This is a genomic window from Winogradskyella eckloniae (assembly GCF_013249045.1).
Lineage (GTDB): Bacteria > Bacteroidota > Bacteroidia > Flavobacteriales > Flavobacteriaceae > Winogradskyella > Winogradskyella eckloniae.
In genome coordinates, this window is sequence record NZ_JABRWP010000011.1 from 15,897 (window position 1) to 29,459 (window position 13,563).

The following is a 13,563-nucleotide window of genomic DNA, read 5'->3' on the forward strand; positions in this document are numbered from 1 at the left end:
CGCCTTCAGTAAAAATCATTTATGGATGTTAATCCTTTAAATAATGCCATCTAATAATTATAAGCTGTGCTTAAAATATTAGACCATTTATTTCACACAACATAGTAAAGTATAAATCATAATAAAAGTTACCAATTTAAAAATGACAACCATGAAAAAATTAGCTATCGTTATCGGTTTTTGTTTATTAACAGTAATGTCTTATGCACAAGTTGGGATAGGGAATACCAATCCAGATCCATCCGCTGCTTTAGATATTACAGCTACAGATGGTGGTTTGTTAGTACCAAGAGTAAGTTTAATAAATGTTACAAATAATACCACACCAATTGCGGCACCAGCGCTAAGTTTATTGGTTTGGAATACCAATGCAGCAGTAATAGGTGGTAGTGGAGTAGGTTATTATTATTGGAATGGCACAAATTGGACGCCCTTTTTAGGTGGCGCTAATACACTAGATCAAGCTTATGACCAAGGCGGTCTAGGCGTAGGGAGAATTATATATGCAACTCATGGCGATTTTGAAGTCAGTTCAGGTAGAGTAGAGTTTACGCATACTAATGATGCCAGCGGAACAGTAGGTTCTGGAGTTTTAGAAATCAATAATTCTTTACGATTAGATGAAGATGAAGTTATAACCAATACAAATTCAGAATTATTTTTACAAAACGGTAATAACGGCGATTTTAGTGTAGATAATACCACACTCTTTGTTGATGCTAGTACAGATAGGGTAGGTGTCGGTAATTTTTTGCCAAATGCAACCTTAGATGTTAGAGGATCTGCTATTTTTAATGATGATAGTGGAGATAATGACTTTAGAATTGAATCTGATGATAACGTCAATATGTTTTTTGTAAATGGCGGAACAGATCGTGTTGGGATTGGTACATCTGTACCTAATGCAACATTAGATGTAAGAGGATCTGCCACATTTAATGAGTTAAGTGGAGATCATAATTTTAGGATTGAGTCCGATGATGTCACTTATATGTTTTTTGTAGATGGCGGAACCAATAGAGTAGGAATAGGAGATTCTACTCCAGATGCAAGACTAGATATCTATAGTAATACTAATGAAACGGCATTATGGATATCAAAAACTACAGGTGCAACTGATGCTGCCTATATTGAAAACGGAGGTTCTAGATATGGATTATACATAAATAATACCAACCCAACCGCAAATGCTGCAGGTCTTGCGGTAATTGGCGATTCTAATAATCAGTATGCGCATGGGATAACAGCTGTTTCAAATGGCTACTATTGTAATGTCGCTTTGGTATCAACAGGTGGCAGAACTATTACTGGTGGTGTAAGCGGAGTAAATGGTGGAGCTGAAATTATTGGAGTCCATGGTAGAGCAAATAATTCTAATTTAAGTACTACAGATAAAATGGGTGGTTTCTTTACAGTTTCTGCGAGTACTGGAAATACTATTCCTGCGGCTGCTGCTGTTGGTTCTGTAATAGATAATATTACCTATAAAATTTTAGGATTTGGAGCTGTTTCAACATTGGTACGAGACTCTAACGATGAAGAGCGTATAATGGTAGCGCCAGAAGCACCTGAAGCATTATTTCAAGATTATGGAACAGGTCAATTAAGTGGAGGAAAAGCCACTATAAATCTAGATCCTATTTTAACAAAAAACATTCACGTAAGTGAGGAACATCCTTTAAAGGTATTCATTCAGTTGGAAGGCGATTGCAATGGAGTTTATGTGACCAATAAAACAGCAAATGGCTTTGAAGTAGTAGAGCTTAACCATGGTGTTTCTAACACCAAATTTAGCTATCAAATTGTAGCACGACGAGCAGATGAAGAAAGAGGAGGAAGAGTGTCAAAATATTCCGATATGCGTTTTAAAAAATTAAACAGAAAATTTGTAGTGGATCAAGAAGCAATTCATGGTCCAGCAAAGAGTACCGTTGCTGAAGATAATGGTAGTGATAAATTAGAAGATGATACTGATGCTATTGAAGAGGAAGAAAATAAAGAGGACGAAAAAAAGAAGGTTAATGATACGGTAAGAAAGGTGGATCAATAAACAATGCAGTAAGTTGAAATCACATAAAAAATAATAGCTTCTCTAAAATATAAATAGAGACGCATTTAAAGAAAGTCACTGTAGGGAGTGGCTTTTTTTTTATTTAGTATTCTGTATATTCTACAATTTCTAAACCATAGCCAATCATACCTACACGTTTTGTTTGTAAACTATTAGAAAGTAGTTTTAGTTTACTAATTTTAAGATCATGAAGTATTTGAGCACCAATACCAAAATCCTTAGTATCCATGCCAATACTTGGCGCTTTTATAAGTTGTCCTTCAATTTGATTTTCTTTTAAAATAGAAAGACGCGTTAATAAATTCATTGATTCTGGCTGTTGATTTATAAAAATAATGGCTCCTTTCCCTTCAGAATTGATAACATTAAACATGTCGTCTAATTTCTTATCTGCATTATTTGTTAAAGTCCCTAAAATGTCATTGTTAATCAGTGTAGAATTTACTCGTGTAACAATAGGCTCATCAGATTTCCAATTGCCTTTTGTTAGTGCAATATGAATTTGGTTATTTGTAGTTTGTAAATACGCACGTAGTCTAAATTTACCAAAACGGGTTTCGATATCAAAATCTTCTTTTTTCTCTATCAAAGAATCGTATTCCATTCGGTAGGCCACTAAATCTTCAATAGAAACTATTTTTAAATCAAACTTTTTTGCAACGTCTAGTAGTTGAGGTAAACGCGCCATGGTTCCGTCTTCATTCATAATCTCTACAATAACACCTGCAGGTTCAAATCCTGCTAATCTTGCAAAGTCAATGGCAGCTTCTGTGTGGCCAGTTCTTCGTAAAACACCACCTTCCTTAGCGACCAAAGGAAATATATGTCCTGGTCTTGCGAGTTCAAACGGTTTTGTGTCTTTCTGTACTAAAGCCTTTATGGTTTTTGCTCTATCACTAGCTGAAATGCCTGTGCTTACACCATTTCCTCTTAAATCTACAGAAACTGTAAAAGCGGTTTCCATAGGATCTGTATTGTTTCTTACCATCATGTTAAGTTCTAAGTCTTCACATTTATGTTCGGTAAGTGGAGCGCAAATTAATCCTCGGCCGTGCGTTGCCATAAAGTTTATCATCTCTGGTGTAACCATTTCTGCAGCCGCTAAAAAATCGCCTTCGTTTTCGCGGTTTTCATCATCGACTACAATAATTACTTTGCCTTGTCTTATATCTTCAATAGCTTCTTCTATTGTATTAAGGCTGGTATTAGAATTTACAGATTGAGATGTCATAATAAATTGGATTTATAAAAATCAAAGGTAAGGTTATTTTATATTCTGAAGACAACTTGTGTAGAAGTCTTGCGAAATCTTATTCCTTAGCACAAGATATTTTAAAGGATAAATAGGAAGTGTGATAAAATGAATAAAGGGGTTTATGCGTTTGTTTTCTAATTCAATTGTTTTATAAAATTTAGAATAAACAAAGGCATCTACGATAACATAAATAGCAAAAAATAAGGCTGCAATTATACTTAAAGTCTTTACTGTTGCTGCCAATTCTGGTAATTTATTATTTCTAAATATAAAGAAAACACCTAACAATACAACTGCGCAGAAAAAGCTAATGATACTAGTTTTAGAATATGCTTTATAGTCGTTTAATAAAACACGTGCTTTTATAAGTTTACTTGGTATTTCTAGACCTTCTGATTTTAAGCCTTCTAACGAAATGTTTCTATTAAGTAAATTGTGAAGCGCTATTTCTTTTGGTTTTTTATCGAGATCATATTCATTTTGATTTTTTATAATCCCAATTAATTCTTCTAATGAGTACTTTTTGTAGAAATTATAAGTCTTTGTATCGCTCTCAGACAGTTGTACTTTGTTTTTAGCAGAGAACAATTTTTTTAGAGGTACAATAATGGCATCAAATTGAAAAACCCCTTTGTCCTTGGTAGCTCTTGTGGTTAAATAGATACTTAGCGGAAGCATTACGGCTGTGGATAGCCATGCTCCAATAATTGGATTAAAACTGCCTTTTTCGGCACTATTTTTAGCGAAAATACCAAAGAAATGATATGTTAAAAACAGCACAATGGCAACAACCATTGGTAAGCCTATACCTCCTTTTCTTATTAATGCACCAAGTGGTGCGCCAACAAAAAATAATATAACACAAGCAAAGGCAAGTACAAACTTATCATGCATTACTATGATATGCTTGTTTAATCGAATTTGTTTGTTGTCAAATGACTTTTTATTAGAATCTAAAATTTGTCTGGTACTGTTGGCAGAGTTTTTTGCTAAGTTTAAAATTTGTACTTTTTGATTGGTACTAAAAAGATCTAATATATTTTTTCCTGTATATATAGTGTCTACCTTAGTTGTATCAATATTTAAGTTTAATGCTGCGTAAGAACTTCGGTTGAATAAAGTATTGGATAAAGCAGAATAATCATCTTTCCTTTGTGTTTTTAGACTATCAATAGTGTAGTTGAGTTGACTAACATCTAGCATATTGTAACGGTCTGAATGATTTTTTTCTTCTAAATCTTCAGGATTTAACGTGGCTAAATCTACATTAAAAATGTAACTATCAAAATAACTTCTTACATGTGGTTGGTCTGTACTGTTAGACCTATTATTGGTTAATATTTCTTCGTAATAATTTCCGTTACGTAATTCTAGTTGTAAAATATTGGAGTCTGGACTACTTTTTAATTCGCCCTTTTCGGCAATGATAACTATGTAATTTCCAGATTTACGTTTGGCACTTTTTTTATGAATAACCACACCATCTAAAAACTGGCCTCTATCACCAGATTTATGATCTACTTTAATATTTATATTTCCTATTTCATTAAATTGACCTTCAGCAATAGCTAGTGCAGGTTTAACTTTGGCGATATTTTTTCTTAAATTATAAAAATTGTATTCGCCCCAAGGAATCACATTATTGGCAAAGAAGAACGATGCTATACCTAAAGCAATTATAAAAACGCTTAAGCTACGCATGGCACGTTGTAAGGAAATACCAGTAGATTTCATGGCAGCAAATTCATAGTTCTCTGCAAAATTTCCAAAAACCATTATAGAAGACAATAATATGGTTAGTGGCACTACCAAAGGAATTAGCTTTGGCATGTAATACAGAATGAATTTTACAGTCACTATAACATCTAAATCTTTACCAGCGAGTTCGGCAATATATAGCCAAACCCCTTGTAAAATAAAGATGAACATGAATATAATAAAGACGCTAAAAAACGTCCTTAAGAAAGTGATAAGTATGTACCTATCTAATATTTTCACACAGTTATGGTTTTACCTTAATCTATTTTGTTGATATAGTAATCTTCGTATTTACTTTCGTCAAATGTAAATAAGGTTTTTGAAATAGGTTGGTCGGTTTTAAAAGAATTAACAGTTAATGTTGTTTTTGTTCCGTTTTTGCCTACTTCGATAAGGTTATAAATGTGTTTGGTAGTAGCATCAATACCAAGTAACACGTGTTTTATTTCAGAATTGGTGTCTATTGGACTTAATTTTACATATTGAATTTTTCTACCTTTCACGGTTTGTACAATGTCCATTTTAAAAATGTAACCATCTTCATAAAATGATAACATTTTGCTTGGAGTTATAGTGCTTTCATCATCTGTATTGTCTGAAGAAATTGTGACTTCTTCATCCTCTGGGCTAATAGTATATAATGTTTTACCATTAAAAATACGCGTTATGCCTAAGATGTTTAACTTATACTTATCGCCTTCCATGACCACATCTCCACGTGTTTCTTGGCTAATATTTTCACTAATGTTATTTAATTCGTATTTAAAATCTAAACTAATATTTTTATAGGATTTAATTTTTGTACTTACTTCATTAAGCAAAGCTTCGGCTTTGGCATCACTTTGTGCAAACCCAGTAAATCCTAATGTTAAAAATGCTAATACTAAAATTTTTTTCATCGTTATGTTATTTAATCTTATTGATTTTTTTCGTTTTCTAATAATTGGTCTAAAGCCACTAAATCTGGAACTAATACTTGTCTTGCTTTACTGCCTTCAAAATTACCAACAATACCAGCTGCTTCTAGTTGGTCTATAATTCTACCCGCTCTATTGTAGCCTAATTTTAGTTTACGTTGCAATAAAGAAGCAGAACCTTGTTGTGCTGTAACAATTAATTCTGCGGCTTCTCTAAACAATTTATCTCTATCTGATATATCTACATCAAGATTTGTGCCACCTTCTTCACCAACATATTCTGGTAAGAGATGTGCATCTGGATATGCTTTTTGTGAACCTATAAATTCGGTAATTTTTTCAACTTCGGGTGTATCCACAAAGGCACATTGTATACGCACTAAGTCGTTTCCTTGTGTGTAAAGCATATCGCCTCTACCAATTAGTTGATCTGCTCCAGGGCCATCTAAAATAGTTCTAGAATCTATTTTACTAGTTACTCTAAAGGCTATACGTGCTGGGAAATTGGCTTTTATAATACCTGTAATGACGTTAACGGATGGTCGCTGTGTGGCTACAATTAAATGAATACCAATAGCACGTGCCAATTGCGCTAAACGTGCAATAGGTGTTTCTACTTCTTTACCAGCTGTCATTATTAAATCCGCAAACTCATCTACGACCAATACAATATATGGTAAAAAGGCGTGGCCGTCATTTGGATTTAATTTTCTCGCTTTAAACTTGGCATTATATTCTGAGATATTTCTACAAAATGCATTTTTAAGCATTTCGTAACGGTTATCCATTTCAATACACAAAGAATTTAAGGTATTAATTACTTTAGTATTGTCTGTAATGATGGCATCTTCACTGTCTGGAAGTTTCGCTAAATAATGACGTTCTATTTTATTAAATAAAGTTAATTCGACCTTTTTAGGATCTACTAAAACAAATTTTACTTCGGCAGGATGTTTTTTATACAGTAAAGAGGTAAGGACGGCATTTAATCCAACTGATTTACCTTGTCCTGTTGCACCAGCCATTAACATATGCGGCATTTTTGCTAAATCGACCACAAAGGTTTCATTGCTGATGGTTTTTCCGAAGGCAATTGGTAATTGCATTTCGGATTTTTGGAATTTTTGAGACGCTATTACGGAGCGCATGGATACAATGGTAGAGTTTTTATTAGGTACTTCAATACCAATAGTCCCTTTACCTGGAATTGGTGCAATAATTCTAATACCTAATGCGGCTAGTGATAACGCTATATCATCTTCTAAATTTTTAATTTTAGAAATTCTAATACCAGCATCCGGAACAATTTCATAAAGAGTTACTGTAGGTCCTATAGTTGCTTTAATACTAGAAATACCAATTTTGTAATTATTTAAGGTTTCTACAATTCTATTTTTGTTTTCCTCTAATTCTTCTTGATCTATTGAAATCCCTTCATTATCATATTTTTTTAATAAATCTAAGGTAGGAAATTGATATTTACTTAGCTCTAATGTAGGATCAAATTGACCAAAATCTTCCACAAGTTTGTCTGAAAGATTGTCAATCTCAGAGTGTTCTTCTTCAACAGATTTTACTTCAACTTTTAGTTCTGGTACTTCAACGGATGCTTCTACGGGTTTTTCAGTCACTTCCATTTTAAGGATTTCTGGTTGAGTGTCTGTTTTTATTTCCGTTTTTAGTTTTGGCTCCGAATGATGGTTAATAGTAGGCTTTGTGTCCTCTAAAGGGATTTCAAATGCAGATTTTATAGCTTCTGCTTCTTCGGTTAAATTGTTATCAAAAACAACCGTTGGTTCTTTTGTTGTTTCTTCTTGTTTTAAGTCTTCTTTTATGGCACTTTTAGCATTTTTAAATACATTGAGAATGCTTTCACCAGTTACCTTAAATCGTATGGCTAAGTAAGTTATAAACCCAAAAACAAGTAGGAGTATTGTCCCAACTTTACCTATGTAGTCTTGAAAAAAATGATTCATTTCAAATCCTATGGTTCCTCCAAGTACATCGTATTTGTGAGAAAAGAAGCCCAAGAGTATGGATAACCAAATGACTATTAATGTGCCCCAAATCCAATGTTTTCTCAATTTAGACTTACTGAGGTTTAGCGTAAGATAAACACCTGATAAAAAGATTAAGCCCGAAAAAATAACAGAAGGAATACCAAAGCCTTTTGTAATAAAAAAGTCACTAACCCAAGCACCCAATTGGCTTGCCCAGTTTTTGTATTCTGTAGAACGTTCTGGGAAATTTTGTAATACACTTTGATCTTCTTTACCTGTAAAAACAAAAGATAAAAAAGAGATAAACAAGAGAATCCCTAGTATAATAAGTAAACTACCAAAAACAAGTTTTTGCTGGCTACTGAGCTTAAACGTAGGTTTTGACACCTTAGCCGTAGCTTTGCTTTTAGTCTTTGCTTTTGTTGTTGTTTTCTTTTTTGTTGTTTTTTTTGCCATTCTATGCCGAATTCTTTTCGGTATCTATTTCCTGTTATTAAGGAATGTAATTATTTGTAATCTTTTGCTTTTTTAGAAATACCATTTACATAGTCTTCTATAATATTTAGTTCATTAGCCAATTCAGCGCCTTTAAATCCATTAATGTCTTTAGCAGCAATATTAAAATTATAAAAATTTAGATACTCATGTGCTAAAGGTAAATAGGACCAATGCCATTTTTCGAGATTATAACCAGTTCTTCCATTCGTTTTCTCCGTATAAACTTGATAAAATCCATATGCATTTGCATTAGTCTGAAGCCAATTATAAATGTCTTGTCCTTTTCCGCTGCTAAAATACGAATTACTTAAACTATTTAAGTCTAAATCTGTTCCCCAATGATGACGAGAAGAGGTTGGCATAGAACTGTATTCTAAAATTTTCTTTGCGCGCTCCATAGGTCTTAGGGTATTATATTTTTCCCATTTACGTTCCCAAATCGCTTTTTGTTCATTGAAATTTCGCGTGCCAGATATTATTTTTAGCGTTACACCTTGTTCGGCGGCAGCATTATACATTTTTATAAATGCCTTATAAACTACTGTATCTAAGAATAGTACTTTTGAAGCATGTATTGCTTTTACTTTAGTGAATCTTCGATTGTCTTTATAGTTGTACTTCCCAAAAACAAAATCCTTTGCCTGTGTGTAATCACTGGAGTTTTTAATTTCTAACTGCCCTAAATGACCATTAATTTTAAGAACATGATGAACTGATTTTACGTGCTCTTTGCAATTAAAAACAATTAATGATAGCAGTAATAATAGTAAAGGGTGCTTCATTTTATTTTTTGAAAAGGATTGTAAAATAAGAACAGAACAAAAATACAAATTAGTAACGTTTATTCTAGTTGTTTTGGTATAGAATGAAAAGATATGTTGCGTTTTTATCGTATTCGCTGTGTTCGCCCTTTTGACTTTGGGTCTACGTTAATCGCTGTTAATTTTATTTTTGGGTTTTTAAGCTTAGAAACAAGTCGCTTAAAATCGTAGTTAATAGCATGGAATGCACTTTTAAAATGATGTGGCGATTGCAAATAAATTGGATTGTCGGTAATTTTTAAACCTTCAAAATCTGATTTCAAAACCCAAAATGTCGATAATTTTGAATGATTTTTAATGCCAATTAAATTTTCGGAAACAGAATAAAGTTTACCTATGATTTTAAATGGTTTTTGTTTTGATATGATTAACACCCAATCTGTGTGTGCTTCATCAATAATAGCTTTAAAATGTTTTGAGGATATTATTTTCCAATAATAAACCTCTTCATCACTTATAAAATGGTTTACAATATCAGTTTCGTGAGTTGCAATCCACTGATACACGTCCTCTAGAGGTTTTGTAATGCCTCTTTTGTTAAGATATAAAACGCGATCTATTAAATTGAAGGACATCTATTTAGTTTACAGCAACTTTGGGCCGTAAATTACAGCGGCTAAAATGACTGCGATAATGGCTGCAATAAAAACAGCACCTGCAGCGACATCTTTTATTAAGCCTATTTTTTTGTGATATTCAGGATGAATAAAATCTGCAATATATTCAATAGCTGTATTCATACCTTCCATACTCATTACAATACCAATCATAACTATTTGAGCCATCCATTCGCTTTTAGATATATCAAAATAAAAGCCAGCACAAGTCATAACAATTGCAATACACAATTGTACCTTAATACTGGCTTCTGTTCGTATAAGTATCAGCATGCCTTTAAAGGCAAAACCAACACTTTTTAATCTGTTTACTAAAAAGGACTCCTTTTTTTGCATTCACATGTTAGCTTAAACTCTCTAGTGCAGATTTATAATTTGGTTCGTCAACAATTTCTTCAACTTGTTCAGTGTGTAATACGGTTCCATCTTTATCAATAACAACAATACATCTAGAATGTAATGCCTCTAATGGTCCGGTTGTAAACGTTAAACCATAATCGTTACCAAAACGTCCTGTTTTGAAATCAGATAAGCTTTCTACGTTATCTAAACCTTCTGCACCACAAAAGCGCGCTAAAGCAAATGGTAAATCTTTTGAAATACATAACACCTTCGTGTCTTTAAGTTCACTTGCTTTTTCGTTAAATGTTCTTACAGACTGCGCACACGTACCTGTGTCTACACTAGGAAAAATATTTAATACTAATCGTTGTCCTTCGTAATCACTTAAAGATTTTGAAGATAAGTCTGTTGCTGTTAGTTTAAAATCTGGAGATTTACTGCCAACTGTCGGTAAATTTCCTATTGTCTCTATAGGATTTCCTTTTAAAGTTATTTTTGCCATTGTTTTAAATTTTAGAATGTTAAAAATAAGAACTTTTAGATGCAATTGTATTAAATTTTATATAATATTTAGAAGGCTTTTTTTTACAATTTTGAATAATATAAGTTATTGTTATTCAGAATTTTAATTAGAAATAGTAGTTGTTTGTAAAACCTTTAATCGAAGTTATTTGTCGTTTAAATAATTTATTGAGCTGAGTTCTCCCAATATATTACCTTCGGCGGCTTTAAGCTAATAATCTAAAACCCAAATCTTTTAACGTGCATTTTGAATGTTAAAAGTAAAACCAATAATCTTATGAAATTTGAAATACGAAAGAAGAAAATTCTACGAAATCTTTTTATTGCCATTGCTATATTAAGTCTAGGGAATTTATTTTCTGTCTATTTAATATTTAATTCGGCAGGTATGGACGCAAAGGTTCCAAGACTTCTTATTAAATTATTAAATGTGAATTTAGAAGCGAATCTACCAACTTATTTTTCGTCATTAATTCTCCTATGTGATGCTATTTTACTTGCTATTATTGCTTACGGAAGTAAGAAAAAAGGAGGTCAGTTTTGGCATTGGATAGGACTTTCTGCCATATTTGTTTTCTTGGCGTTAGATGAAATGATCCAAATTCATGAGCAGCTCAGAGCACCTATGGAAGCTCTTTTTAGTACATCGGGAATTTTGTATTTCGCATGGTTTATTCCTTATGTGGCTATCACCATATTAATAGGTATTGCGTATTTTAAATTTATGATGCGTTTACCAAAAAAGATCCTAAAGCTTTTTATTATTGCTGGAGTATTATTTATTTCAGGCGCTGTAGTCATGGAAGCTATTAGTGGTATGCATGCAGAGGTTCATGGAGAAAGAACGCTCACTTATGCTTTAATGTATAGCTTTGAGGAGTTTTTAGAAATGGCAGGTGCTGCGGTTTTTCTTTACGCTCTTGTAGAGTATGTGACTAAGGTCTTTAAGAATCTGAAATTAAGATTTAAGCCTAAGAAAAAGAAGAAAAAAAATAAGCCTATTGAAGCTTAAGTTTTAAGATAATAGATGCAATAAAATAAAAAAAAGCCTCACAAGATCATCATCTTGTGAGGCTTTTTTATATCCTTGGTTATTCTTATTTTACTTGAATAGAAAGGCCATCTAAAATTAATTCTGCTGGTATTGCAAATCCTAATCCTTCTATACCAAAGCCAGATAATTTTGAGTTCACCACACCAAGTAATTGACCGTCTTTATTAATTAATGGTCCACCACTATTTCCACCGTTAACACTAGCATCAGTTTGTATAAGTTGTACTTCTGTATTTGTTCGTTCCCCAGAGATAATGCCCTTACTTAAAGTCTGTCCTAATTCTATCGTTTTTGGTGTACCTACGGCAAAAATATCGTCACCTACACTGTAGTTTTTAGTACTAGGTATATTAAAGTGTTTGTTAAAGGTACTGTTTACTTTTAATAAGGCTAAATCTAATTGCTCATTTTGGCGTACTAATTCTGCGGTCATTTCTGTACCATCTTTAAAGATAACTGTGATGTCTTCTTTAGATTTTGCAACAACATGGAAGTTAGTAATGATGTAACCGTTTTGGCTAATCTTAAGTCCACTACCATGACCTTCTTTAACTTTAACCGTAACTGAAGATTCTATAGCTTCACTTAGTGAAGATACTAAGTCGCCTTTTTGTAACTCTAATACATCTTGTTTCTTTTCAGTGCCTTGACCTTTTTTAAGTAATGCTTTTACTTTTGAGTCTGCAATAAATTTTAAAAACGAAGAAGATATAGCATCTTTTACAGAAAGAATTATAGTTTCTTGACCATTGTGGTCATAAGAGAATTCTCCTGATGTCGTTTTGTATTTACGTTTATAAAGTGATTGACCGTAAATGTCTTGAAAATCCCATTCAATCTCTAATTCAGATTTTAAGAAACTCATATAGTGTCTTGCAGCAAATTGATAGACATGTTGTAAATCTAACTTTTTAACTGTAGCACTTAAATAAGCAGAATTTGTTTTACTCTTAAAAATAGTATTTGTAGTATCAGTGTACTTATAGTTGACTAAAATTTCATTTAAGGCATCTGTAAAAATTGAATTATCAAAATTTACGCTTTCTGAGTTAGAGTCAATATCTTTAAATTTGTTCTTTTTATTCTTCTTTAAAGAACGGTGTTTAATTTTTCTAATTTTTAAATCGTCTTCATCAATATCAAAGGCTGTGTTTGATACAAACAGATATTTGTCTTCTGCATCTTTTTCCTTAATAGGAATTAGTTTTTCTCTTACAGAAATTTCTTTTTTATAATTAAAACTCTTAGGACTAATATCTAAAAACGGAGGATATAATAAGATTCCAAAAGGTACCCAAGACATAATGTAAAGTGGCGACTTTTGATTTTGGTAATGTACAATGTATTGATCTTTGTAACCTTCGGTTTCAATTTTAATTTGTCTAACAGCAGCATCTCTGCTCATTTTAGATTTAACAGCACGTCCCGATCCTTGACTATCATCATCGACATATACTTTAGATTTTGCATTTTTTGTTCTTACGGTAACATTTTTTTGAACTTTGCCATTTAAGATGGAGGCGCAATTGTTAAATAATAGCGGCACTGCAATTAGCAAGACTAAGATTTTTTTCATTTTTTAAAGCGGTTGATTAGTTATAAACTGCAATATAAGATAAGTAAAATGATATCGCAAATGGCTGTGTAGCCAAGTAAAAGAGTAGGTTTTAGGTTGAATTTCCAAGTATAAAACAAAAAAAAAACCTTA

The 13,563-nt window shown here is 32.4% G+C and carries 11 protein-coding genes; 2 read left to right on the forward strand and 9 right to left on the reverse strand.

Going from position 1 to position 13,563, the window contains the following annotated elements:
• The first annotated feature begins 151 nt into the window (after positions 1-151).
• A complete protein-coding gene (locus HNV08_RS14970) occupies positions 152-2,050 on the forward strand; it encodes an autotransporter outer membrane beta-barrel domain-containing protein (RefSeq protein WP_173282173.1) in 1,899 nt (632 codons plus the stop codon).
• A gap of 103 nt (positions 2,051-2,153) precedes the next feature.
• Here the strand turns inward: HNV08_RS14970 and ribB are convergent, their stop codons facing one another.
• The 8 genes from ribB to tpx all read right to left on the reverse strand — a co-directional run bounded on the left by ribB (position 2,154) and on the right by tpx (position 10,781).
• Positions 2,154-3,302, reverse strand: a complete 1,149-nt coding sequence (gene ribB, locus HNV08_RS14975; RefSeq protein ID WP_173282174.1) for a 3,4-dihydroxy-2-butanone-4-phosphate synthase — start codon at positions 3,300-3,302, stop codon at positions 2,154-2,156.
• A 33-nt stretch (positions 3,303-3,335) separates the two neighbouring features.
• Positions 3,336-5,324, reverse strand: a complete 1,989-nt coding sequence (locus HNV08_RS14980; protein ID WP_173282175.1) for an LptF/LptG family permease — start codon at positions 5,322-5,324, stop codon at positions 3,336-3,338.
• 17 nt (positions 5,325-5,341) lie between these two features.
• A complete protein-coding gene (locus HNV08_RS14985; protein WP_173282176.1) occupies positions 5,342-5,983 on the reverse strand; it encodes a LolA family protein in 642 nt (213 codons plus the stop codon).
• A 17-nt stretch (positions 5,984-6,000) separates the two neighbouring features.
• Positions 6,001-8,457, reverse strand: a complete 2,457-nt coding sequence (locus HNV08_RS14990; RefSeq protein WP_173282177.1) for an FtsK/SpoIIIE family DNA translocase — start codon at positions 8,455-8,457, stop codon at positions 6,001-6,003.
• Positions 8,458-8,507: 50 nt separating this feature from the next.
• Positions 8,508-9,281 (reverse strand): M15 family metallopeptidase, encoded by a 774-nt coding sequence (locus HNV08_RS14995; RefSeq protein WP_173282178.1) that lies wholly within the window; start codon positions 9,279-9,281, stop codon positions 8,508-8,510.
• Positions 9,282-9,385: 104 nt separating this feature from the next.
• A complete protein-coding gene (locus HNV08_RS15000) occupies positions 9,386-9,895 on the reverse strand; it encodes a hypothetical protein (protein ID WP_173282179.1) in 510 nt (169 codons plus the stop codon).
• A 9-nt stretch (positions 9,896-9,904) separates the two neighbouring features.
• On the reverse strand, positions 9,905-10,273 hold the full coding sequence (locus HNV08_RS15005) for a diacylglycerol kinase family protein (protein WP_173282180.1): 369 nt from the start codon (positions 10,271-10,273) through the stop codon (positions 9,905-9,907).
• 7 nt (positions 10,274-10,280) lie between these two features.
• Positions 10,281-10,781 carry a thiol peroxidase gene (gene tpx, locus HNV08_RS15010; RefSeq protein ID WP_173282181.1) on the reverse strand — a complete coding sequence of 167 codons (501 nt, stop codon included), beginning with the start codon at positions 10,779-10,781 and terminating at the stop codon, positions 10,281-10,283.
• 297 nt (positions 10,782-11,078) lie between these two features.
• Here tpx and HNV08_RS15015 point away from each other — a divergent pair, with 297 nt between their 5' ends.
• The gene (locus HNV08_RS15015; RefSeq protein ID WP_173282182.1) at positions 11,079-11,813 is read left to right on the forward strand and encodes a hypothetical protein; all 735 of its coding nucleotides are present in this window, start codon (positions 11,079-11,081) and stop codon (positions 11,811-11,813) included.
• A gap of 85 nt (positions 11,814-11,898) precedes the next feature.
• On the opposite strand, the gene HNV08_RS15020 is transcribed toward HNV08_RS15015, so the two are convergent.
• Positions 11,899-13,431, reverse strand: a complete 1,533-nt coding sequence (locus HNV08_RS15020) for a S1C family serine protease (RefSeq protein ID WP_173282183.1) — start codon at positions 13,429-13,431, stop codon at positions 11,899-11,901.
• Positions 13,432-13,563 lie beyond the last annotated feature (132 nt).